Genomic DNA, 23,786 nt, shown 5'->3' on the forward strand with positions numbered 1-23,786 from the left:
ATGGCGGATTATCAGGGTAAAAAAGTGGTCATCATCGGGTTAGGCCTCACCGGCCTGTCCTGCGTTGATTTCTTTATGGCGCGTGGCGTAACGCCGCGCGTTATGGATACCCGCATTTCGCCGCCGGGGCTGGACAAGCTGCCTGAAAGCGTTGAACGGCATTTGGGTGACTTGAATCTGGACTGGTTGTTGGCGGCGGATTTGATCGTTGCCAGCCCGGGCATGGCGCTGGCTCACCCGGCGTTGAGCGCTGCGGCGGATGCGGGGGTGGAGATCGTCGGTGACGTCGAACTGTTCTGCCGCGAAGCTCAGGCGCCGATCGTAGCGATCACCGGCTCTAACGGCAAAAGCACCGTCACCACTCTGGTAGGCGAGATGGCGAAAGCGGCCGGCTGGGCGGTGGGTGTGGGCGGTAACATTGGCCTGCCTGCGTTGAGCCTGCTGCGTCAGGAATGCCGGTTGTACGTGCTGGAGCTGTCAAGTTTCCAACTGGAAACCACCTTCAGCCTGAAAGCGGCGGCGGCGACCATCCTGAACGTGACAGAAGATCATATGGACCGTTACCCGTTTGGCCTGCAGCAGTATCGCGCCGCCAAACTGCGCGTCTATGAAAATGCCGCCCTGTGCGTGGTTAACGCAGATGACGCGCTGACCATGCCGGTACGCGGCGCAGACCAGCGCTGCATCAGCTTCGGGGCCGATGTGGGCGACTACCACCTCAACCGCCAGCAGGGCGAAACCTGGCTGCGCGTGCGCGGTGAGAAAATCCTGAATACCCGCGAGATGAAGCTGACTGGCCGCCACAACTATACCAATGCGCTGGCGGCGTTGGCGTTGGCCGATGCGGTGAATATCCCGCGCGCCTCCAGCCTGAAGGCGCTAACTACCTTTACCGGGTTGGCGCACCGTTTCCAACTGGCGTGGGAACACAACGGCGTACGCTGGATTAACGATTCGAAAGCCACCAACGTCGGCAGCACCGAAGCGGCGTTGAATGGCCTGCAGGTGGACGGCACTTTGCACCTGCTGCTGGGCGGCGACGGCAAGTCTGCCGATTTCTCCCCGCTGGGGCGCTATCTGCAGGGCGATAATGTGCGCCTGTATTGCTTCGGCCGCGATGGCGAACAACTGGCGGAGCTGCGGCCGGAAGTTGCCACGTTGACCGACACGATGGAACAGGCGATGCAAGCGATCGCGGGCCGGGTACAACCTGGCGATATGGTGCTGCTGTCACCGGCGTGCGCCAGCCTGGATCAGTTCCGTAACTTTGAAGTGCGTGGCGACGAGTTTGCCCGTCTGGCACAGGAGCTTGGCGGATGAAACTACGGGTGCCGACGTTCGGGTTGACCGAAAGACTGAAAGACTGGGTGATGGGATCGCGCGAGAGCGATTCAGTCAATATGGTGCTGTACGACCGTACCCTGCTGTGGCTGACCTTCGGGTTGGCCATTATCGGTTTTGTCATGGTGACTTCGGCGTCAATGCCGATTGGTCAGCGCCTGGCGGACGATCCTTTCCTGTTTGCCAAGCGTGATGCGCTGTATCTGGGGCTGGCCTTCGGTCTGTCGATGGTGACGCTGCGCATCCCGATGGAAGTCTGGCAGCGCTACAGCAATGTGATGCTGCTGTTGTCGATTGTGATGCTGCTGATCGTACTGGTGGTCGGCAGCTCGGTAAACGGCGCATCGCGCTGGATCGCGCTGGGGCCGTTGCGTATTCAGCCGGCGGAGCTGTCCAAGCTGTCGCTGTTTTGCTATCTGGCGAGCTATCTGGTGCGCAAGGTAGAAGAAGTGCGTACCAACTTTTGGGGCTTCTGCAAGCCGATGGGCGTAATGGTAGTGCTGGCGGTACTGCTGCTGGCGCAACCGGACCTCGGTACCGTGGTGGTGTTGTTTATCACGACTCTGGCAATGCTGTTCCTGGCAGGCGCCAAAATGTGGCAGTTCCTGGCGATCATCGGCTCCGGTGCTTTTGCGGTGGTGCTGTTGATCATTGCCGAGCCTTACCGTATGCGCCGTGTGACGTCGTTCTGGAACCCGTGGGCCGATCCGTTCGGCAGTGGCTACCAGTTGACCCAGTCGCTGATGGCATTTGGCCGCGGTGAATTTTGGGGGCAGGGGCTGGGGAACTCGGTACAGAAACTCGAGTATTTGCCGGAAGCGCACACCGACTTTATCTTCTCGATTTTGGGCGAAGAACTGGGCTATATCGGTGTGGTTTTCGCATTGTTAATGGTATTCTTCGTCGCTTTTCGCGCTATGTCGATTGGCCGCCGCGCGCTGGAGATCGATCAGCGCTTTTCCGGCTTTCTGGCCTGCTCGATCGGCGTCTGGTTCAGCTTCCAGGCACTGGTCAACGTCGGCGCCGCAGCCGGCATGCTGCCAACCAAAGGGCTGACGCTGCCGCTGATAAGTTACGGCGGTTCGAGCCTGTTGATTATGTCGACGGCGATCGTGCTGTTACTGCGTATTGATTATGAAACGCGTCTGGCCAAAGCCCAGGCGTTTGTGAAGAGGTAAGGGATGAGCGGGAAACCTAAGCGTTTAATGGTGATGGCAGGCGGTACCGGCGGACACGTGTTCCCGGGGCTGGCGGTCGCGCATCATCTGATGGCGCAGGGCTGGCAGGTGCGCTGGCTCGGAACCGCAGACCGAATGGAAGCCGATCTGGTGCCAAAGCACGGGATCGAGATTGATTTCATCCGTATTTCCGGTTTGCGCGGTAAAGGGCTGAAGGCCCAGCTGAGCGCACCGCTGCGTATCTGGCATGCGGTACGCCAGGCGAAGGCGATTATGCGCAGCTACCAGCCAGACGTGGTGCTGGGCATGGGCGGTTACGTTTCCGGTCCCGGCGGTTTGGCTGCGTGGTTGTGCGGGATCCCTGTGGTGCTGCATGAACAAAACGGCATTGCCGGGCTGACCAACCGTTGGCTGGCCCGCATCGCCAAAAAAGTATTGCAGGCATTCCCCGGCGCGTTCCCGAATGCGGACGTCGTGGGTAACCCGGTACGTACCGACGTACTGGCGCTGCCGCTGCCGGCGGAGCGACTGACCGGGCGTGAAGGCCCCATCCGCGTGCTGGTGATTGGCGGAAGTCAGGGCGCGCGGGTGCTGAATCAGACAGTTCCTGAAGTCGCGGCGAGATTGGGCGATAGAATTACGCTCTGGCATCAGGTAGGTAAAGGTGCGCTGGAAAACGTGTTGCGCGACTACGAGAGGGTAGGGCAGACGCAGCATAAGGTGACCGAGTTTATCGATGACATGGCCGCCGCTTACGCCTGGGCCGACGTTGTAGTGTGTCGCTCCGGCGCGCTGACCGTCAGCGAGATTGCCGCTGCGGGCCTGCCGGCGATATTTGTGCCGTTCCAGCATAAAGACCGGCAGCAGTACTGGAATGCTCGCCCGCTGGAAGAAGCCGGCGCAGCGAAGATCATCGAACAGCCGCAGTTCAACGCCGATACCGTGGCGGATCTGTTGGCAAGCTGGGATCGCCCGCAGTTGCTGGCGATGGCCGAAAAAGCGCGGGCAGTGGCTATTCCCGACGCCACCGAGCGCGTGGCGGCAGAACTGGTGCGGGTTGCCAAATAAATAATGCAGGGGTTCGGTACGCCGAGCCTGAATCAAAGAAATGTCATTTAGGGGCCCGGCATGCCGGACCCGGATTAGAGAGAGTGATGAATACACAACAACTGGCGAAACTACGTACTATCGTGCCCGAGATGCGACGCGTCCGGCACATTCACTTTGTCGGCATCGGTGGCGCCGGCATGGGTGGTATCGCCGAAGTGTTGGCTAACGAAGGTTATCAGATCAGCGGCTCCGACCTGGCGCCTAACCCGGTAACCCAACAGTTGAGCGCGCTCGGGGCGACGATTTATTTCCATCACCGCCCGGAAAACGTGCTGGATGCGAGCGTAGTGGTGGTTTCCACCGCGATTTCCGCCGATAACCCGGAGATTGTCGCCGCCCGCGAAGCGCGTATCCCGGTTATCCGCCGCGCGGAGATGTTGGCCGAACTGATGCGTTTCCGTCACGGCATTGCCGTCGCCGGTACGCACGGCAAGACCACGACGACGGCAATGGTGTCGAGCATTTACGCCGAAGCCGGTCTGGACCCGACCTTTGTCAACGGCGGGCTGGTGAAAGCGGCCGGTACCCATGCGCGTCTGGGTTCCAGTCGTTACCTGATCGCGGAAGCGGATGAGAGCGATGCGTCGTTCCTGCATTTGCAACCGATGGTGGCGATTGTCACCAATATTGAAGCCGACCATATGGATACCTACCAGGGCGACTTCGAGAACCTGAAGCAGACGTTTATCAACTTTTTGCACAACCTGCCGTTCTACGGCCGTGCGGTGATGTGTGTTGATGACCCGGTGGTGCGCGAACTGCTGCCACGCGTGGGCCGCCATATCACCACTTACGGTTTCAGCGAAGATGCCGATGTGCGCATTGAGAGCTATCGCCAGGTTGGGCCGCAGGGCCACTTTACCTTGAGCCGCCAGGATAAACCCTTGATGACGGTGACCCTGAACGCCCCGGGCCGTCACAACGCGTTGAACGCGGCGGCGGCAGTGGCGGTGGCGACGGAAGAAGGCATTGACGACGAGGATATCCTGCGCGCGCTGGCGGGCTTCCAGGGCACCGGTCGCCGCTTTGATTTCCTGGGCGAGTTCCCGTTGGAGCCGGTGAACGGCAAAAGCGGTACCGCGATGCTGGTCGATGACTATGGCCACCATCCGACCGAAGTCGACGTCACGCTGAAAGCTGCACGTGCCGGCTGGCCGGATAAGCGCCTGGTGATGATTTTCCAGCCGCACCGTTACACACGTACCCGCGATCTCTACGACGACTTCGCCAACGTGCTGTCACAGGTTGATGTGCTGCTGATGCTCGATGTGTACGCCGCGGGTGAGACGGCGATCCCGGGGGCGGATAGCCGCTCGCTGTGTCGTACCATCCGTAGCCGCGGCAAGCTGGATCCGATCCTGGTATCCGATGCGGACATCGTACCGGAAACCTTGGCTCAATTGCTGCAGGCCGACGATCTGGTGCTGGTGCAAGGCGCCGGCAACGTGGGCAAAATCGCCCGCAAACTGGCTGAGCTGAAGCTGCAGCCACAGAAAAAAGAGGAGGAACATCATGGCTGATAAAGTTGCCGTACTGCTGGGTGGCACCTCCGCTGAACGTGAAGTGTCATTGCAATCCGGTGCTGCCGTGCTGGCAGGGCTGCGGGAAGCCGGTATCGACGCCCATGGCATTGATATCCGCGATTACCCGGTAACCCAGCTTAAAGAGCATGGGTTTACCAAAGTGTTTATCGCGCTGCACGGGCGCGGCGGCGAGGATGGCACCCTGCAGGGGATGCTGGAATTCCTTGAGCTGCCTTATACCGGTAGCGGTGTGATGGCGTCGGCGCTGACCATGGACAAGTGGCGCACCAAGATGGTGTGGCAGTCGATGGGGTTGCCGGTCGCGCCTTATGTGGCGCTTAACCGCCAGCAGTATGCCGGTGCAGAGAAACAGAGCCTGATTGCTCGCGTGGAGGCCTTGGGCCTGCCGCTGATCGTCAAGCCGAGCCGCGAAGGCTCCAGCGTCGGCATGAGCAAGGTGACCGAACGCGATGCCCTTGAGGCCGCGCTGGAAGAAGGTTTCCGCCATGACGACGACGTGCTGGTGGAGAAATGGTTGAGTGGCCCTGAATATACCGTAGCGATGCTGGGCGACCAGGTGTTGCCTTCGATTCGCATTCAGCCGGCCGGCGTGTTTTACGACTATCAGGCCAAGTACATTTCGGACGATACGCAGTATTTCTGTCCAAGTGGCCTGGGCGCGGAACAAGAGGCCGAAATGGCTGCACTGGCGTTACGCGCCTACCGTGGACTGGACTGCAGCGGCTGGGGCCGCGTGGATGTGATGCAGGATAGCGATGGCAGCTTCTATCTGCTTGAGGTGAATACCTCGCCGGGCATGACCAGTCATAGCCTGGTGCCGATGGCAGCGCGCCAGTCTGGTTTAAGCTTCTCGCAGCTGGTAGCGAGAATTTTGGAGTTGGCCGACTGATATGTCGCAAGCTGCCCTGAATGCGCGTGAACGCGAGGTGGATAACAGCCCGCGCCGTAGCAATGGAACTCAATTGGCGGGAATGGTTTTCCTGCTGATGGTGCTGGGAACGGTGCTGTGGAGTGGCTGGATGGTGATTGGCTGGATGAAAGACGCCAGCCGGCTGCCGCTCTCACGGTTGGTGGTTACCGGCGAACGCCACTACACCACCAACGATGATATTCGCCAGGCGATTCTGGCGCTGGGAGCGCCGGGCACGTTCATGACGCAGGATGTTGATGTCATCCAGCAGCAGATTGAACGCCTGCCGTGGATCAAGCAGGCCAGCGTGCGCAAGCAGTGGCCGGATGAGCTGAAGATCCACCTGGTCGAGTATGTCCCGATTGCGCGTTGGAATGATTTACACATGGTGGACGCCGAAGGCAAATCCTTCAGCGTGCCGGCAGAACGAATTGGCAAACAAAAATTGCCGCTGCTCTATGGCCCGGAAGGGAGCGAACAGGATGTTCTGGAAGGTTATCAGGCCATGAGCAACATGTTAGCGGCCAGCAAATTTACGCTGAAAATGGCGGCCATGAGCGCTCGCCATTCCTGGCAGCTGGCTTTGGATAATGATGTTCGGCTGGAGCTGGGACGTGATGATCGTACCGGACGCCTGCAGCGGTTTATCGAGCTCTATCCGGTATTGCTGCAGCAGGGGCAGGCGGAAAGCAAGCGCGTCAACTATGTCGATTTGCGCTACGAGTCCGGCGCCTCGGTAGGTTGGACCCCGGTATTGATCGACCCGCAGGCGGCAGGCGGTCAGCAGAACAGTAATCAGCAACAGAATCAGGCACAGGCAAAACAACAATGATCAAGTCGACGGACAGAAAACTGGTAGTTGGACTGGAGATCGGTACTGCAAAAGTCTCCGCATTGGTAGGGGAAGTTCTGCCCGATGGCATGGTCAACATTATCGGGGTGGGCAGTTGCCCGTCTCGCGGTATGGATAAGGGTGGCGTTAACGACCTGGAGTCGGTAGTCAAATGCGTACAACGCGCTATCGATCAGGCCGAGCTGATGGCGGATTGCCAGATTTCTTCGGTTTACCTCGCATTGTCGGGTAAACACATCAGCTGTCAGAACGAAATAGGGATGGTTCCTATTTCCGAAGAGGAAGTGACACAGGAAGATGTGGAGAACGTGGTGCATACCGCTAAATCGGTACGTGTACGTGACGAACACCGCATTCTGCACGTTATCCCTCAGGAATACGCCATCGACTATCAGGAAGGCATCAAGAACCCGGTTGGGTTGTCCGGCGTGCGTATGCAGGCCAAGGTGCACTTGATTACCTGCCATAACGATATGGCAAAGAACATTGTTAAAGCGGTAGAACGCTGTGGTCTGAAAGTTGACCAACTTATTTTCGCCGGTCTGGCCGCCAGCTATGCGGTTCTGACCGAAGATGAGCGCGAGCTTGGCGTTTGTGTGGTGGATATCGGCGGCGGCACCATGGATATGGCGGTGTACACCGGCGGTGCTCTGCGCCACACCAAAGTGATCCCTTACGCCGGGAACGTGGTCACCAGCGATATCGCCTACGCCTTCGGCACGCCGCCGACAGACGCGGAAGCGATCAAAGTTCGACACGGCTGTGCGCTTGGGTCGATTGTTAGCAAGGATGAAAGTGTAGAGGTGCCAAGCGTTGGGGGACGTCCTCCTCGTAGTCTGCAAAGACAGACACTGGCTGAAGTCATTGAGCCACGCTACACCGAACTGTTGAATCTGGTTAACGATGAAATTTTGCAATTGCAGGAGCAACTGCGTCAGCAAGGGGTGAAGCATCATCTGGCAGCGGGTATTGTGCTGACCGGTGGCGCCGCCCAAATTGATGGCCTGGCAGCCTGTGCGCAACGGGTGTTCCACACCCAGGTACGCATCGGCCAACCCTTGAACATCACGGGTCTGACGGATTATGCGCAGGAGCCTTACTACTCAACTGCGGTAGGTCTGCTGCACTATGGAAAAGAGTCTCACCTGAGCGGTGAGGCAGAAGTAGAAAAACGCGCCTCGGTGGGCAATTGGTTTAAACGTATCAATAGCTGGCTGAGAAAAGAGTTTTAATGTTTCAACAAAGAGATCATGCTGAGTAATCTTTTTATGATCTCGCAGCGACAGGCACAAAACGGAGAGAAACTATGTTTGAACCAATGGAACTAACCAATGACGCGGTGATTAAAGTCATCGGCGTCGGCGGTGGCGGTGGCAACGCCGTTGAACACATGGTGCGCGAGCGCATCGAAGGTGTTGAATTCTTCGCCGTTAATACAGACGCTCAGGCGCTTCGTAAAACGGCAGTTGGCCAAACCATCCAGATCGGTAGCGGTATTACCAAAGGTCTGGGGGCAGGCGCGAACCCTGAAGTGGGTCGCAATTCAGCGGAAGAAGACCGTGAAGCCCTGCGTGCCGCACTTGATGGCGCAGACATGGTCTTCATTGCAGCCGGCATGGGCGGCGGTACCGGTACCGGTGCAGCACCTGTTGTGGCTGAAGTTGCTAAAGATCTGGGTATTCTGACAGTGGCCGTGGTTACCAAGCCTTTCAATTTTGAAGGCAAGAAACGCATGGCGTTCGCTGAGCAGGGTATCGCAGAGCTGTCCAAACATGTGGATTCACTGATCACTATCCCGAACGACAAGCTGTTGAAAGTTCTGGGTCGCGGTATTTCTCTGCTGGACGCGTTCGGCGCGGCTAACGACGTGCTGAAAGGCGCGGTGCAGGGTATTGCCGAGCTGATCACCCGTCCGGGCCTGATGAACGTCGACTTCGCCGACGTGCGCACCGTGATGTCCGAAATGGGCTACGCGATGATGGGTTCCGGCGTTGCCTGTGGTGAAGACCGTGCTGAAGAAGCGGCGGAAATGGCGATCTCCAGCCCACTGCTGGAAGACATCGACCTGTCCGGCGCTCGCGGCGTTCTGGTCAACATCACCGCCGGCTTCGACCTGCGTCTGGATGAGTTCGAAACCGTGGGTAACACCATTCGTGCTTTCGCTTCCGACAACGCCACCGTGGTCATCGGTACCTCGCTGGATCCGGAAATGAACGACGAACTGCGCGTGACCGTGGTTGCGACCGGTATCGGCATGGACAAACGTCCTGAAATCACTCTGGTGACCAATAAACAGGTTAGCCAGCCAGTGATGGATCATCGCTACCAGCAGCACGGTATGTCGCCGTTGCCGCAGGAAGTGAAACCGGCCGCCAAGGTGGTCAACGATCCGACTGCGCAGCCTAATAAAGAGCCCGACTATCTTGATATTCCTGCCTTCCTGCGCAAGCAGGCAGACTAAGAATATCCTGAGAATTTGGAATCTCCGCTCTTTGTGCTAAACTGTCCCGCCGGCCATGCTGTATGCTTGGTCGGTAGGATGGATAACATTGCGAGATAAAACGATGATCAAACAAAGGACATTAAAACGTATTGTTCAGGCGACTGGAGTCGGTTTGCATACCGGCAAAAAGGTCACGCTGACAATGCGCCCAGCGTCGGCTAATACCGGGGTCATCTATCGTCGCACTGACTTGAATCCACCGGTTGATTTTCCGGCTGATGCAAAATCCGTGCGTGATACCATGCTCTGTACTTGCCTGGTCAATGAGCATGACGTGCGTATTTCTACCGTTGAGCATCTGAATGCTGCGCTGGCTGGGCTGGGTATCGACAACATCATTATTGAAGTTGACGCCGCCGAGATCCCAATCATGGACGGTAGCGCCAGTCCGTTCGTCTACCTGTTGCTGGATGCCGGCATCGAAGAACTGAACTCAGCGAAGAAATTCCTGCGTCTGAAAGACACCGTACGTGTTGAAGATGGCGATAAATGGGCAGAGCTGTCCCCGCATAACGGGTTCCGTCTGGACTTTACCATCGACTTCAACCACCCGGCGATCGACGCCAGTACGCAACGCTATCGCCTGGATTTCTCCGCCGACTCGTTCGTGCGTCAAATCAGCCGTGCGCGTACCTTCGGTTTTATGCGTGACATCGAGTATTTGCAGTCACGTGGTTTGGCCTTGGGCGGCAGCTTTGACTGCGCCATCGTGGTAGATGACTACCGCGTTCTGAACGAAGACGGCCTGCGCTTTGAAGACGAATTCGTACGCCACAAAATGCTGGACGCCATCGGTGACCTGTTCATGTGCGGCCATAACATCATTGGCGCGTTTACCGCGTACAAGTCAGGCCATGCGCTGAACAACAAACTGCTGCAAGCCGTTCTGGCGAAACAGGAAGCGTGGGAATACGTCACCTTCCAGGACGAAGCCGAAATGCCGTTGGCATTCAAAGCCCCGTCCACCGTATTGGCCTAAGCCGATACCGCTGATTATTTCTTACGACTGGTAGCGTTGGCACTCTCTCCGGCCAGCGACGCCAGTCGTTCCAATACCTTGCGCAGTTTTTCCGGACTGCGGCTCGCCAAACCTCTTAATTCCTCAGCACTTTCCTGACTCAGATGCCGCATCGGCACGTTTGTATGCGTATTCCCCAAAGTTTTTGCGGCGTCCTGCACAAGGTTGCTCCCTTTTGCCATCAAGGCCGGATTAATCCTGATGTCGATCGACGACAATGATGGTAGAATTTGCGCTCGTAGTGCAGATAATAAAGCCGGTTGTTCGTAGCGCAGGCGCATCAGCCAGCTGGCATTGGCCGTTTCTAGCACTAAAATACCCTGTCGGAAATTCGCGACGCGGCACCAGGGATGCAGTTGAACGGGCAATACGCCTTTCACTGCACGGTTAAGCTTAAGCAGCGCCACCGCGCGTTGTTGGACGTTATGCAGCGGCCCTTTGTCTTCTGCAGACGCGTCGTCGAACAGGACATCTAATAATTGTGGACGGCTATCGCGCATAATGGGCTCCGGCGGATTATAAACTCGTGATCGGTATTCTAAATCGTTGGCGACAATTTGGCAGACGTTATTTCTGGCCCCATCTCCTGTTAGGGATGGTCGCGGCCACGCTTGGCGTACCTTCAAATCTGTCAGGCAGCTCCGATCAAGCCGCTCTGCCGAGCACCTCGTCCAGCCTGAACCGGCAAAACTCCGCCAGCGGCGCCTTTAATAGCCTGGCGTTGCTGCAGGAAGCGCACCGCCGCCCGACCTTCAGCGTCGACTACTGGCACCAGCATGCGCTTCGTACCGTCATTCGTCACCTCTCTTTTGCTCTTGCGCCGCAGGCAGTCTACGCGCGGGTGCAGGAAAGCGAGGCGGAAGTCGCCGAACCCCCGTTGCAGGTGGCGCAACTTGCGCTGCTTTCCACACTCAACGCGCTGCTGACGCATGAGCCAAAGCCGCCGACCATCATTCGCAATACCCATCATGCCGTGCTGCCTGCCTTTGCGCAGCACCAGACCGGCTTGTGGCTCGCGCAGGTGCAGGGCATTCGCGCCGGGCCAGTAGCGTTAAGCTGATTCATTGCCCTTTGGGCGACAAAAACCTAAAAATAACAGCAAGTTGACTGCCTGTGTTGGCTGTCATGACAGAGATATTAAACATCATGTTAGTGAAATTATTGACCAAAGTTTTTGGTAGCCGTAACGATCGTACACTGCGCCGCATGCGTAAGTCGGTTGAACTGATCAACCGCATGGAACCGGACATGGAAAAGCTGTCCGATGACGAGCTGAAAGCCAAGACCAACGAGTTCCGCGCGCGCCTGGAAAAGGGTGAAGTGCTGGAAAACCTGCTGCCGGAAGCTTTCGCCGTGGTACGTGAAGCGAGCAAGCGCGTATTCGGCATGCGCCATTTCGACGTGCAGCTGCTGGGCGGTATGGTACTGAACGACCGCTGCATCGCAGAAATGCGCACCGGTGAAGGTAAGACTCTGACCGCAACCCTGCCCGCCTACCTGAACGCCTTAAGCGGCCGCGGCGTACACGTGGTGACCGTCAACGACTATCTGGCACAGCGTGATGCCGAAAACAACCGCCCGCTGTTCGAGTTCCTTGGCCTGAGCATCGGCATCAACCTGCCGGGCATGCCTGCACCGGCCAAGCGTGAAGCCTATGCCGCCGATATTACTTACGGCACCAACAACGAATACGGCTTCGACTATCTGCGCGACAACATGGCGTTCAGCCCGGAAGAGCGCGTTCAGCGCAAGCTTCACTATGCGCTGGTGGATGAGGTTGACTCCATCCTGATCGATGAAGCCCGTACTCCGCTGATCATCTCCGGCCCGGCCGAAGACAGCTCAGAAATGTACATTAAGGTCAATAAACTGATTCCAAAGCTTATCCGTCAGGAAAAAGAGGATTCAGACTCCTTCCAGGGCGAAGGCCACTTCTCGGTAGACGAGAAAGCGCGCCAGGTGCACCTGACCGAACGCGGCCTGATCCTGATCGAAGAAATGCTGGTGGAAGCCGGCATTATGGAAGAAGGGGAGTCACTGTACTCACCGACCAACATCATGTTGATGCACCATGTGACTGCCGCTCTGCGCGCGCACGTGCTGTTCACCCGCGACGTTGACTACATCGTGAAAGACGGTGAAGTGATCATCGTTGACGAACATACCGGCCGTACCATGCAGGGCCGGCGTTGGTCAGATGGTCTGCATCAGGCGGTGGAAGCCAAAGAAGGCGTGGAAATCCAGAACGAGAACCAGACGCTGGCATCCATCACCTTCCAGAACTACTTCCGCCTGTACGAGAAGCTGGCCGGGATGACCGGTACCGCCGACACCGAGGCGTTTGAATTCAGCTCTATCTACAAGCTGGATACCATCGTGGTGCCGACCAACCGCCCAATGCTGCGTAAAGACATGCCGGATCTGGTCTATATGACCGAGCTGGAGAAGATTGGCGCCATCATTGAAGATATCCGCGAGCGTACCGCCAACGGCCAGCCGGTGCTGGTGGGGACGATCTCGATCGAAAAATCCGAAGTCGTTTCCCGCGAACTGGCGAAAGCCGGTATTGACCACAAAGTGCTGAACGCCAAATTCCACGCTATGGAAGCGGACATTGTGGCGCAGGCCGGCCAGACCGGTGCGGTGACTATCGCCACCAACATGGCGGGCCGTGGTACCGATATCGTGTTGGGTGGCAGCTGGCAGGCGGAAATTGCCCAGTTGGAAGACCCAACCGAAGAGCAAATTGCGGCGATTAAAGAAGACTGGAAAATCCGCCATGAAGCGGTATTGAAGGCGGGTGGCTTGCACATCATTGGTACCGAGCGCCATGAATCACGCCGTATCGATAACCAGCTGCGCGGCCGTTCCGGTCGTCAGGGCGATGCCGGTTCATCCCGCTTCTACCTGTCGATGGAAGATGCCTTGATGCGTATTTTCGCCTCGGATCGCGTTTCCGGCATGATGCGTAAACTGGGTATGAAAGAGGGTGAGGCCATTGAACACCCATGGGTCACCAAGGCGATTGCCAACGCACAGCGTAAAGTAGAAAGCCGCAACTTCGATATTCGTAAGCAACTGCTGGAATACGATGATGTGGCCAGCGATCAGCGTCGCGCTATCTATAGCCAGCGTAATGAACTGCTGGACGTGTCCGATGTGAGCGAAACCATTGCCAGCATCCGTGAAGACGTCTTCAAAACCACCATTGACAGCTACATCACGCCGCAGTCGCTGGAAGAAGAGTGGGATATTCAAGGTCTGGAAGAGCGCTTGAAAAACGACTTCGATCTGGATATGCCAATCGCCGAATGGCTGGATAAAGAGCCGGATCTGCACGAAGAAACGCTGCGTGAGCGTATTCTGGAAAAGGCCAAGGAAGACTATCTGCGCAAAGAAGAAGTGGTTGGCACAGATATGATGCGCAACTTCGAGAAGGGCGTGATGCTGCAAACGCTGGATTCCCTGTGGAAGGAGCATCTGGCGGCAATGGACTATCTGCGCCAGGGCATCCATCTGCGTGGCTACGCGCAGAAAGATCCTAAGCAAGAGTACAAACGTGAATCCTTCAATATGTTTGCGACCATGCTGGAATCGCTGAAATACGAAGTGATCAGCGTGCTGAGTAAAGTGCAGGTGCGGATGCCGGAAGAGGTTGAAGCCATGGAGCTGCAGCGTCGCGAAGAAGCTGAGCGCCTTGCAGCACAGCAACAGCTGAGCCACTACGAAGAAAATGCGTTGGTTACCGAAGACTCTAATGCTCCTGCAAGCGCGGAGCGCAAGGTGGGCCGCAACGATCTTTGCCCATGTGGATCCGGTAAAAAATACAAACAGTGCCACGGCCGTCTGCAGAAGTAAGTAAGCTCGGCAGCGTTTAACGAGTCAAACCCAGGGGGTCAGCATGCTGAGCCCCTGTTTTTTAGGGCCAGAGTCCGCGCCCTTATGAATTAATCAGGAGTATGCGATGAAACATCTGAACATCGCCGTCGGTATCATTCGCAATGCCCAGCAGGAAATTTTTATTACCCGTCGTGCCGCAGATTCACATATGGCCGGTTTCTGGGAGTTTCCCGGCGGCAAAATTGAGCAAGGGGAAACCCCGGAGCAGGCGCTCAATCGTGAACTGCTGGAGGAAACCGGAATTGAAACTGAACGGGCTGAGCTGTTGGAGGTGCTGGAGCACCGCTTTAGCGATCGTATCGTGACGCTGAATTTTTATCTGGTGGAAGGTTGGGCAGGGGAACCGTTCGGTCGTGAAGGCCAGCCTATGCGTTGGGTGAAGCAGGCCGAACTGCGGGAGGACGAATTTCCCGAGGCCAATGTCAGTATTATCAAGCTGTTGGTGACGCAGGCGAACGCTGCGCAATAAGACGGGCGGCCTGGCTGGCGCCAGGCCGAAAGAGAGACAATCAGCGATCGTCTTCTTCACTCCATTCTTCGCTTTCCGACAGATCGCTGTTGCTGGGAATGCGTTTTTCTTCATCGGCCCATTCGCCGAGATCGATTAACTGGCAGCGTTTGCTGCAAAATGGGCGGAACGGGCTCACTTCACCCCAAACCACACCTTTGCCACAGGTTGGGCATTTCACTACGGTAGTCATCTCTTTTCCTTACTTCCTTCCAACGCGTGAAAGGTCTTTATGTCATTGGGTTAGCAACAGGCTAACTCAAAGGTTAACCGTTCCGGCACCACGCCAAGCTCGCTGTCCAGAGGCAGGAAGCGGATCGCATAACGCGTCTTATGGCCGGAGATCTGCGGATAAAGCTGATGTGTCAGGCTAATGCGCAAACGCAACAGGTCTGCGCCTTCCGCGTTATCTTGGAAGAAACCGTTCAAACTGATCTGGTTGCGGAATGGGCCGGCCTGACGAATCAGATCCAGCACCATAGTCAGCGCCAGATTCAACGGCTCCAGTGCCTGCAGCCAGTCAGCGACGTCGGCGTCCCGTTCTTGCTGCGGTGCATGCATCCACATGTGCAATGTGGGCAAGTCAAAGCTGCAACAGCCGCCGGGAATGCTCAGACGTTGGCGCACCAGGCTTATCAGCCGATCTTCGCGCAGCGCCTGCCCCAGACGCGGAGCGGACATCAGCGCTGCTGCGCGCACCTTCAGTTGACCGCGTAGCTGGTCCATCAGAGACATATCGACGCCCGGTACATCGGTCCATGCCAACAGTTTTTGTTGCTGACGCTCCAACTCTTTCAGCAGTTCGGTGCGTACTTCGCCACGTTCCAATACGTCCAGCAGGTCCGACACAGTGCGGAAGAAGGTCAGTGCAATGGCGGTTTCGCTCAGCGCCCGCTGGCCATGCAATTGTTGCAGCAAAAACTCGATACGCAGCCAGGTGCGCATTTTTTCATTCAACGGATGTTCAAAAAGAACGCTTGGGGAAACATCACTCATTCAGTTTAATCCTGTCGGGTCGCTGATGCCGCCAGTTCAAGGTAGCGGCGATGCAGTGCGGCAACAAATGGCTCTATCCCCTGAGCGGCACCGCTATTATCGATTATGTCGTCTGCAGCGGCCAGGCGCTGCTCGCGTGTGGCCTGTGCGGACACTATGTTCTGTGCCTGTTGGCGGCTTATCCCGTCGCGGGTAATGGTTCTCGCCAACTGTGTTTCGCTGTCGACGTCGACCACCAACACGCGATCTGCGCGCGCTTGCAGGCTGTTTTCCACCAGCAGTGGCACAACCCACAACGCATAGGGGCTGGCGACCTGCGCCAACTGGCGTTGGGTTTCCTGATGAATCAGCGGGTGCAGCAATTGATTCAGCCAGCGCTTTTCATCCGGGGTGCTGAATATACGCTGCCGCAGTGCCGTGCGGTTAAGCGTGCCGTCAGCCAGCAACATTTCATTACCAAAACGTTCGGCGATAGCGGCTAAAGCAGGGGTGCCGGGTTCGACAACCTGCCGTGCAATGACGTCAGCGTCGACAATCTCCACGCCGTGGCGGGCAAAGGCTTCTGCTACGGTGGACTTGCCGCTGCCGATACCCCCTGTCAACGCTACAATGTAGGCCATGGTATAAAATGCACTCGATATTCATAAAAAAATAATAGACGAATCATAAAGCGATCGTGCAGAAGTGCAAGTCAGTAGGGAACGCTAGCCCGGCAGGTTGCGTTGTACGGTGATAAAAAATGCGGCAGGGAAAGGAAAATGAGCGATAAATCACGCCGCATGTTCGTAGGTAAATTTGTCGGATTGTAGCGTAAACAAAGGTGAATTCGCAGTCTTGTCCGGTGATTATTAGCGCGTATGATAGCGTCACTGGAACTGGCATTAATCTATACCCGTCATTCTTCAAGCTGCAGGCGTGTTGACTGCGAGCGTTCACCCGAATCACTTACGTGAGTAAGCTCATCGGGACTCTCGTTCTTGTCGCCTTCCTGCAACTCGAAATTTATAGGGTATAGGTTCGAATACTCTCCTGCGATCCGTCGCCAAAAACCAGGAAATCATAAGTCATGCGTATTGAAGAAGATTTGAAGTTAGGCTTTAAAGATGTGTTGATTCGCCCAAAGCGCTCCACGTTGAAAAGCCGTTCTGAGGTTGAACTGGAACGCCAGTTTACCTTCAAACATTCTGGCTGGAACTGGTCCGGTGTGCCGATTATTGCCGCCAACATGGACACGGTCGGCACCTTCAGCATGGCAGAGGCTCTGGCTTCCTTCGACGTTCTCACCGCCGTACACAAACACTACACCGTTGAGCAATGGGCCGCATTCGTGCAGCGCGTACCGGCATCGGTACTGCGCCACGTTATGGTTTCAACCGGCACCTCCGAGGCCGACTTTGTGAAGATGAAGCAGATTCTGGCGTTGTCTCCGGGTCTGAAGTTTATCTGCATTGACGTGGCCAACGGTTACTCGGAACATTTTGTCGCCTTCTTGCAGAAAGCGCGCGAAGCTTGCCCGAACCATGTGATCTGCGCCGGTAACGTGGTTACTGGCGAAATGGTGGAGGAATTGATCCTGTCTGGTGCCGATATCGTAAAAGTCGGCATTGGTCCGGGGTCGGTTTGCACCACCCGGGTAAAAACCGGTGTCGGTTATCCGCAGTTGTCTGCGGTGATTGAATGTGCCGATGCGGCACACGGCCTCGGCGGCCAAATCGTCAGCGATGGCGGCTGTTCTGTGCCGGGCGACGTGGCCAAAGCCTTTGGCGGCGGCGCTGATTTTGTCATGCTGGGCGGCATGTTGGCCGGTCATGACGAGTGTGAAGGCACCGTAGTGGAAGAGAACGGCGAAAAATTCATGCTGTTCTACGGCATGAGCTCAGAGTCGGCGATGAAGCGCCATGTGGGCGGTGTTGCCGAATACCGTGCCGCTGAGGGCAAAACCGTTAAGCTGCCTCTGCGCGGCGAGGTTGAGTTTACCGTCCGTGATATTCTCGGGGGGTTGCGCTCAGCCTGCACCTATGTCGGTGCAGAACGCCTGAAAGAGTTGACCAAACGTACCACCTTTATCCGCGTTGCGGAGCAGGAAAACCGCGTATTCGGTGCTAAGTAACCCGTAATAAAGCCCCTCTCCGGGGAACGGCTCACATTCTGCTGTGCCCCGGATCGTTCTGTTTATCCCAAAACATTTCCCAGCTGAAATATCGGCAAATACATGGCGATCACCAGCGTCCCGACTATTCCTCCCACCACCAGCATCAATATCGGCTCCAGCGTTTGCGCCAGCGTATCGGCCAGTTCAAAGGTTTGCTGCTCATGCCACAGCGCCAGCTTGCCCAGCAAGGTGTCAAGCGAGCCAGACTCTTCGCCCACCCGCACCAACTGTTGGCATAATGGGGGGAATAGAGCCTGTTGCCCCAGGGCGCTGTAGAAAGTATGCCCCTGTGCAATCTGTTGCCGAACCGTCTCAATCGCCTGGCGGTAAAACAGGCTGTCTACCGACAGCGCCGCGGCGTTCAGGCCTTCAACCAGGGTGAGGCCCGCCTGCTGAGTCATGGCCAGAATACGGAATATTTGGCTCAGGTTGCCGCCTTTGATCAGTTGCGCGATCAACGGTAAACGCAACAGCGTCGCCTGTTCGCGCCTGCGCCATTGCGGCTGTGGATGCAGCCAGCGGAAATAGGAAAACACCGCGCCGGCCATTATCAACACCAGCCAGGGACCGCTGTGGACCAAGATCGCGGACAGGTTCAACAGCCCTTGGGTAAACCAGGGCAATGGCGCATCGAACGACTGGTAGACGCCGGCAAACTCCGGAAGCACCATCACCAGCATCAGAATGCTCACCAACAGCGCTACTGCGCAGATAAACAGCGGGTAGCGCAGTGCCTTAATCACTTTTTTTTGCAGTTTTTGTTGCGCCTCCTGCTGTTGAGCCAGTTGCAGGCAGCAAGCGTCAAGATTGCCGGTCAGTTCCCCGATAGCGATTAACTGACGGTAGATGAGCGGAAAGATGGCGCGTTGCCCGGCGATAACGTCGGAGAAGGGTTGACCCTGCCGTACCTGTTCGGTTATCTCGCGCAGCAGGCAGCGCCAGGCGGCAGATGGGTGCTCTTCCGCCAACAGTTGCAATCCGTTGACCAGCGGTAACCCGGCTTGCAGCAGGGTGGCGAGCTGGCGGGTGAATTGGATCATGGGCTCGCCCCGCCACTGAGCGGGGGCAATGCGTTTCCCGCTATTAATCTGGCAGGGTTGCAACCCCTGCTCAATGAGCCACTGGCTGACCACGTGTTTTTCGTTGCTCATCCGCTCCCCCTGGCGTAACTGGCCGTGAGGATCGACTGCTTGCCACAGGAAAAGGCGCTGTGCTTTCACGGTGCCGCTCCGCTTTCGGCGGTGATGCCGACAATGCGATATACCTCTTCCAACGAGGTGAAGCCCTGAGAAACCAGCGTTAATCCGGCTTGCAGCAGCGTTATCTGCCCTTGTTGTCGGGCAATATCGGCCAGTTGACCGGGAGCTGCGCCTTGCAGCAGACCGGCTTGAACTTCTGGAGTGATCATCAGCAACTCATAGACCCCAGTGCGGCCGTAGTAACCGCTAAAGCAGTGTTCGCAGCCGTCAGCCTGCCAGGGCAACAGGGGGGTGGCCCAAATGGCGGTGGGAAAGTGAACGGGCAGGTTCTGTTGATAGCGACAGTGACTGCACAGCTTGCGCACCAGCCGTTGGGCGATGACCAGCTTCAGACAGGCGGCGATCAGATAACCCGGAATACCCATATGGGTCAGGCGCGTCAGGGTTTCGCTGGTGGAGTTGGTGTGCAGCGTCGAGAGGACCAGATGACCGGTTTGAGCCGCTTTCACTGCGATTTCCGCCGTTTCCCGGTCGCGGATCTCACCGATCATGATGACGTCCGGATCCTGGCGCAACAAGGCGCGCAACACGCGAGAAAAATCCAGCTCGGTTTTGGGGTTTATCTGGGTCTGGTTGACGCCGAACAGCGGAATTTCAATCGGGTCCTCGACGCTGCACAAATTGCTTTGCGCGTCATTCAATTGTCGCAGGCCGCTGTACAGCGTGACGGTTTTACCGCTGCCGGTCGGGCCTGTGACCAGGATCATGCCCTGGGGGCAGGACAGTGCCTCAGCATACTGCGCCAGCGCCGTTTGGCTCATGCCTAACCGATCCAACGGCAGCTCCTGGCGTTCGGTTTGCAGGATCCTCAGCACCACTTTTTCACCGTGCAGTGTCGGCAAGGTAGCGATACGCATTGAATAACTGGCGTTATCCAGTTGTACGCTGAGCTGCCCATCCTGCGGCAGCCGGCGCTCGGCGATATCCAACTGCCCCATGATCTTCAGCCGGGCGATAAGGCGTGCGGCCAGGGGAAAAGGTGGTGAAGCTATGGCCTGCAACACGCCGTCGATGCGCAGCCGGATACGCAGAGTCTGCAGATAAGGTTCGAAATGAATGTCCGAAGCGCGTCGTTGTATGGCGATGCGCAGAGTTTGGTTGATAAACTGCACCACGGGCGCGTCGCTGTCGTCATTTAATGAGGATGCGTCCGGCTCGGCTTCCGGCGCGCTTTGCCCAAGCCTGTCACCCTGCATTTGCCGGCGGTTCAGTTCCAGCTCCAGTCGGGCCGCAGGCCACTGCTCCAGATGAATACGTTTGCCGGTGGCGAAACGCAGGGCCGGCAGCAGCCCCTGCGGTACTTCAGCGTTCAGGGCAACGGTCAGGCTGTCGTCGTCTTCGCTGAGGGCCAGCGCCTGGTAGCGCTGGCACAGGGCGTGAATTTCATCGCTGATACCGATGCTCATTGAGACGCCCCCTTCGGCGTATCATCAAAGCGGAAGACTTCCTGGCAGGTCTCCTGCAGATTGACGTTGTCGCTGGTGCATTGGCGTGTCCAACGCGTCAGGCCGCTGGCGTTCTGGGTGGGCGTCAGCGCTACGGTCAGCCCTTGCAGCGTTTGCGTGCCGGTCAGCGTGATCACGCCCTGACTGACCTTAACGACGCTGACGTAACGTGAGGTGCCGCTGGCAGGAATACCTTTACTGCCGGCATTACAACCCGCCGGTGCGCCGCCATCGAGCACGCACAGCTCCACGGCCAGCTTGTAAGGGGTCATGACTTGCAGAATGTCAGTCATCGCCGCTTTCTGGATGTAACGTTGGTAGGCGGGTATGCCTATGGCGCTCAATATTGCGATAATGGCGATCACCACCATCAGTTCGATCAGAGTAAAACCGCGCTGTGTTTCCATTTGTTATTGCCTCCCTGTGAATGTGGGGGTAACGGTAACGGCTCATACAGCGGGCTTCTAGCGGGGAGTCAGTGTTCTGCGGCGTGCTTCCATGGCAAGTTGTTCAGTTTGCAGCGGCATGAAAATAGTTGCGGCGGGGTTCGCAGTTTTGACGAAAAAGCACCGTCCCAGCTAGCCAGGACGATGTGAATGGCAGAGATTATTTGAAGCGCATTGACAGATCGAGTGCGGTCACATGTTTGGTCAGCGCGCCAACGGAGATGTAGTCCACGCCGGTTTCGGCGAAGGTGCGCAGGGTTTCGCTGGTCACGTTGCCGGAAACTTCCAACTGTGCGCGGCCTTGGGTCTGCGCCACCGCGGCACGCATCATCTCGACGCTGAAGTTATCCAGCATGACGATGTCGGCGCCGGCATCCAGCGCCTGTTGCAGCTCATCGAGGGATTCTACTTCCACTTCGACCGGCACGTCGGCATGCAGCCAAAAAGCTTTCTCGACCGCATTTTTGATCGAACCGGAGGCGATGATGTGGTTTTCCTTGATCAGGAAGGCATCGGATAATCCCAACCGGTGATTGCTGCCGCCACCGCACAGCACCGCATATTTCAGTGCGGTACGCAGTCCCGGCAGGGTCTTGCGCGTATCCAGCAGGCGGGTTTGCGTCCCCTGCAGCAGTGCCACATAACGGCTGACTTCGGTCGCTACGCCGGAAAGCGTCTGCACAAAGTTCAGCGCAGTGCGCTCGCCGGTCAGCAGTATCCGCGCCGGCCCGCTCAGTTTGCACAGCGGTTGGTCAGGCACCAGGCGATCGCCATCCGCCACCAGCCATTCCACCTTCACCTGGTTGCCCAGCTGGATGAAGACTTCACTCAACCAGCGCCGGCCGCAAAATACGCCGGGTTCACGGGTGATAATGGTGGCTTCTGCCTGTTTGTCGGCCGGTAACAATTGCGCGGTAATATCGCGGTCGGCATCGACTTCGCCTCCCAGGTCTTCGCGCAGCGCCTGGGCAACGGCATAGGGGATATCGCTTTCAATTCGTTCAAGAAGCTCGGTGCGGCGACTGTCGGCATCGTAGCGGCGTGTCGGCATAGAAAACTCCGAAATGGACGGTAAGATCGTAGGGGGAACATGCTACTCTGTTGCCGTGATAAGTACCACCGCAGAGAGGTGTCTGATGCAGTTAGAGCATGGCTGGATTGTCGGGGTGAAACGGGTCGTTTCGCCGCATTGCGATCTTCGCCCGAATGATGAAGCCCCTTCGCTGCTGGTGATCCACAATATCAGCCTGCCGCCCGGCGAGTTTGGCGGTCCCTATATCGATCGGTTGTTTACCGGCACTCTCGATCCCGCAGAGCATCCCTATTTTTCCGGCATCCATCAGCTTCGGGTCTCGGCGCATTGTCTGATCCGCCGCGAGGGTGAAATCATTCAGTATGTGCCGTTCGACAAGCGCGCCTGGCACGCCGGCGTTTCCGAGTATCAGGGGCGCGAACGCTGCAACGATTTTTCGATCGGCATTGAGCTGGAAGGTACCGATCAACTGCCGTTCACGTCGCAGCAATATCAGAGCCTGAAAGCGGTGACCGCGCTGCTAATCAGGTATTATCCGATGTCGGCGGCGAGCATTACCGGGCACAGCAACATCGCCCCTGGCCGCAAAACCGATCCAGGCCCAGCGTTTGACTGGGACTTTTATCTGGCATCTCTGGAACAACCCTGCGAGCCCGATGGCGCTATGCTTGGGAAAATGGAAAGGGAGAGGAGTCGCTAATGACGCTGTTTACGCTGTTACTGGTTCTGGCGTGGGAACGTTTGTTCAAGCTGGGGGAGCACTGGCAGCTGGATCATCGCCTGGAAGTGGTGTTCCATCGGCTGCATAGGTTTTCGCTGGCGCAGACGCTGCTGCTGACCGTTGCCTGGATGGTGGTGGTGTGGGGCATTTTGTGGTTGGCTCACGGGCTGTTTTTCGGCGTGGTGACGCTGCTGCTGTGGATTATTATTGATTTGCTGTGTGTGGGCGCCGGCATCAAGCGCAAACACTATCGTGCTTATCTTAAGGCGGCGCGGCAGGGAGATGCCCATGCCAGCGACCAGATGGCAGAGGAACTGGCGCTGATCCACGGTTTGCCGGTGGATTGCAGCGAAGAGCTGCGCCTGCGCGAGCTGCAAAATGCGCTGCTGTGGACTAACTTCCGTTATTATCTGGCGCCGCTGTTTTGGTTTGTGGTCTGCGGGCCATACGGGCCAATCGCACTGGCGGGTTATGCTTTCCTGCGTGCTTATCAAACCTGGCTGGCGCGCCACAATACCCCTCTGGAGCGTTCGCAGTCCGGCATCGATCATCTGTTGCACTGGCTGGACTGGATCCCGGTGCGCCTGGCAGGCGTGGCCTACGCGCTGCTGGGGCACGGTGAAAAAGCTTTGCCGGCATGGTTTGCGTCGTTGGGCGATCGTCATACCTCGCAATATCAGGTACTGACTCGCCTGGCGCAGTTCTCTCTGGCGCGCGATCCGCATAGGGATCCGGTACAAACCCCGCGTGCGGCGGTCACTCTGGCGCGCAAGGTGACGATGGTTATCGTGGTGGTAGTGGCGCTGCTGACGATTTACGGTACCTTGCTCTAACAAAATAAAAACGGGCGCTCAGTTCACACCGGCGCC

At 57.2% G+C, this 23,786-nt stretch carries 23 protein-coding genes; 15 read left to right on the plus strand and 8 right to left on the minus strand.

Going from position 1 to position 23,786, the window contains the following annotated elements; all coding sequences use genetic code 11:
- From murD to lpxC, 9 genes are all read left to right on the plus strand, one after another.
- Positions 1-1,320 carry a UDP-N-acetylmuramoyl-L-alanine--D-glutamate ligase gene (murD, locus tag JEM67_RS04335; protein WP_199638264.1) on the plus strand — a complete coding sequence of 440 codons (1,320 nt, stop codon included), beginning with the start codon at positions 1-3 and terminating at the stop codon, positions 1,318-1,320.
- Entirely contained in the window at positions 1,317-2,519 is a 1,203-nt protein-coding gene (ftsW, locus tag JEM67_RS04340) for a cell division protein FtsW (RefSeq protein ID WP_013811493.1), read from the plus strand. The genes murD and ftsW overlap by 4 nt, the downstream gene beginning before the upstream one ends.
- Before the next feature lie 3 nt (positions 2,520-2,522).
- On the plus strand, positions 2,523-3,587 hold the full coding sequence (gene murG / locus JEM67_RS04345) for an undecaprenyldiphospho-muramoylpentapeptide beta-N-acetylglucosaminyltransferase (protein ID WP_004950140.1): 1,065 nt from the start codon (positions 2,523-2,525) through the stop codon (positions 3,585-3,587).
- 86 nt (positions 3,588-3,673) lie between these two features.
- A complete protein-coding gene (murC, locus tag JEM67_RS04350; RefSeq protein WP_013811495.1) occupies positions 3,674-5,149 on the plus strand; it encodes a UDP-N-acetylmuramate--L-alanine ligase in 1,476 nt (491 codons plus the stop codon).
- Positions 5,142-6,062, plus strand: coding sequence for a D-alanine--D-alanine ligase (locus JEM67_RS04355; protein WP_199638266.1), 921 nt, complete (start codon positions 5,142-5,144; stop codon positions 6,060-6,062). The genes murC and JEM67_RS04355 overlap by 8 nt, the downstream gene beginning before the upstream one ends.
- A gap of 1 nt (position 6,063) precedes the next feature.
- Positions 6,064-6,915, plus strand: a complete 852-nt coding sequence (ftsQ, locus tag JEM67_RS04360; RefSeq protein WP_013811497.1) for a cell division protein FtsQ — start codon at positions 6,064-6,066, stop codon at positions 6,913-6,915.
- Positions 6,912-8,168 carry a cell division protein FtsA gene (gene ftsA / locus JEM67_RS04365; RefSeq protein ID WP_004950148.1) on the plus strand — a complete coding sequence of 419 codons (1,257 nt, stop codon included), beginning with the start codon at positions 6,912-6,914 and terminating at the stop codon, positions 8,166-8,168. The genes ftsQ and ftsA overlap by 4 nt, the downstream gene beginning before the upstream one ends.
- 74 nt (positions 8,169-8,242) lie before the next feature.
- Entirely contained in the window at positions 8,243-9,397 is a 1,155-nt protein-coding gene (ftsZ, locus tag JEM67_RS04370) for a cell division protein FtsZ (RefSeq protein ID WP_006317617.1), read from the plus strand.
- 103 nt (positions 9,398-9,500) lie between these two features.
- Entirely contained in the window at positions 9,501-10,418 is a 918-nt protein-coding gene (gene lpxC, locus JEM67_RS04375; protein WP_006317618.1) for a UDP-3-O-acyl-N-acetylglucosamine deacetylase, read from the plus strand.
- Between the two features lie 14 nt (positions 10,419-10,432).
- On the opposite strand, the gene JEM67_RS04380 is transcribed toward lpxC, so the two are convergent.
- Positions 10,433-10,957, minus strand: a complete 525-nt coding sequence (locus JEM67_RS04380; protein WP_199638268.1) for a DUF721 domain-containing protein — start codon at positions 10,955-10,957, stop codon at positions 10,433-10,435.
- 26 nt (positions 10,958-10,983) lie between these two features.
- On the opposite strand from JEM67_RS04380, the gene secM reads away from it, so the two are divergent.
- The 3 genes from secM (at position 10,984) to mutT (ending at position 14,826) form a co-directional block, all read left to right on the plus strand.
- Positions 10,984-11,517, plus strand: coding sequence for a secA translation cis-regulator SecM (secM, locus tag JEM67_RS04385; protein ID WP_013811499.1), 534 nt, complete (start codon positions 10,984-10,986; stop codon positions 11,515-11,517).
- An 86-nt stretch (positions 11,518-11,603) separates the two neighbouring features.
- Positions 11,604-14,315, plus strand: a complete 2,712-nt coding sequence (secA, locus tag JEM67_RS04390; RefSeq protein WP_013811500.1) for a preprotein translocase subunit SecA — start codon at positions 11,604-11,606, stop codon at positions 14,313-14,315.
- Positions 14,316-14,421: 106 nt separating this feature from the next.
- On the plus strand, positions 14,422-14,826 hold the full coding sequence (mutT, locus tag JEM67_RS04395) for an 8-oxo-dGTP diphosphatase MutT (RefSeq protein ID WP_013811501.1): 405 nt from the start codon (positions 14,422-14,424) through the stop codon (positions 14,824-14,826).
- Positions 14,827-14,866: 40 nt separating this feature from the next.
- Here mutT and yacG read toward each other — a convergent pair whose 3' ends face one another.
- Genes yacG through coaE form a run of 3 tightly spaced genes read right to left on the minus strand, consistent with a single transcriptional unit; the run spans position 14,867 to position 16,481 of the window.
- Complete coding sequence (gene yacG / locus JEM67_RS04400; protein ID WP_013811502.1) at positions 14,867-15,058, minus strand: DNA gyrase inhibitor YacG; 192 nt, start codon at positions 15,056-15,058, stop codon at positions 14,867-14,869.
- 50 nt (positions 15,059-15,108) lie between these two features.
- Complete coding sequence (gene zapD, locus JEM67_RS04405; RefSeq protein ID WP_013811503.1) at positions 15,109-15,861, minus strand: cell division protein ZapD; 753 nt, start codon at positions 15,859-15,861, stop codon at positions 15,109-15,111.
- Positions 15,862-15,866: 5 nt separating this feature from the next.
- Positions 15,867-16,481 carry a dephospho-CoA kinase gene (gene coaE, locus JEM67_RS04410; RefSeq protein WP_013811504.1) on the minus strand — a complete coding sequence of 205 codons (615 nt, stop codon included), beginning with the start codon at positions 16,479-16,481 and terminating at the stop codon, positions 15,867-15,869.
- 446 nt (positions 16,482-16,927) lie between these two features.
- Here coaE and JEM67_RS04415 point away from each other — a divergent pair, with 446 nt between their 5' ends.
- Positions 16,928-17,971 carry a GMP reductase gene (locus JEM67_RS04415; protein ID WP_013811505.1) on the plus strand — a complete coding sequence of 348 codons (1,044 nt, stop codon included), beginning with the start codon at positions 16,928-16,930 and terminating at the stop codon, positions 17,969-17,971.
- Between the two features lie 62 nt (positions 17,972-18,033).
- Here the strand turns inward: JEM67_RS04415 and hofC are convergent, their stop codons facing one another.
- From hofC to nadC, 4 genes are all read right to left on the minus strand, one after another.
- Positions 18,034-19,233, minus strand: coding sequence for a protein transport protein HofC (gene hofC / locus JEM67_RS04420; RefSeq protein WP_199638270.1), 1,200 nt, complete (start codon positions 19,231-19,233; stop codon positions 18,034-18,036).
- Positions 19,230-20,678, minus strand: a complete 1,449-nt coding sequence (gspE, locus tag JEM67_RS04425) for a type II secretion system protein GspE (RefSeq protein ID WP_199638272.1) — start codon at positions 20,676-20,678, stop codon at positions 19,230-19,232. The genes hofC and gspE overlap by 4 nt, the downstream gene beginning before the upstream one ends.
- On the minus strand, positions 20,675-21,124 hold the full coding sequence (gene ppdD / locus JEM67_RS04430) for a prepilin peptidase-dependent pilin (RefSeq protein ID WP_199638274.1): 450 nt from the start codon (positions 21,122-21,124) through the stop codon (positions 20,675-20,677). Before ppdD ends, gspE begins: the two co-directional genes overlap by 4 nt.
- A gap of 199 nt (positions 21,125-21,323) precedes the next feature.
- Positions 21,324-22,214, minus strand: coding sequence for a carboxylating nicotinate-nucleotide diphosphorylase (gene nadC / locus JEM67_RS04435; RefSeq protein WP_199638276.1), 891 nt, complete (start codon positions 22,212-22,214; stop codon positions 21,324-21,326).
- Between the two features lie 85 nt (positions 22,215-22,299).
- Between nadC and ampD the strand changes: the two genes are divergently transcribed.
- Both ampD and ampE read left to right on the plus strand, forming a co-directional pair.
- On the plus strand, positions 22,300-22,896 hold the full coding sequence (gene ampD, locus JEM67_RS04440; protein WP_013811510.1) for a 1,6-anhydro-N-acetylmuramyl-L-alanine amidase AmpD: 597 nt from the start codon (positions 22,300-22,302) through the stop codon (positions 22,894-22,896).
- Entirely contained in the window at positions 22,896-23,750 is an 855-nt protein-coding gene (gene ampE / locus JEM67_RS04445) for a beta-lactamase regulator AmpE (RefSeq protein ID WP_013811511.1), read from the plus strand. The genes ampD and ampE overlap by 1 nt, the downstream gene beginning before the upstream one ends.
- Positions 23,751-23,786 lie beyond the last annotated feature (36 nt).

The organism is Serratia sp. PAMC26656 (assembly GCF_016469055.2).
GTDB lineage: Bacteria > Pseudomonadota > Gammaproteobacteria > Enterobacterales > Enterobacteriaceae > Serratia > Serratia plymuthica.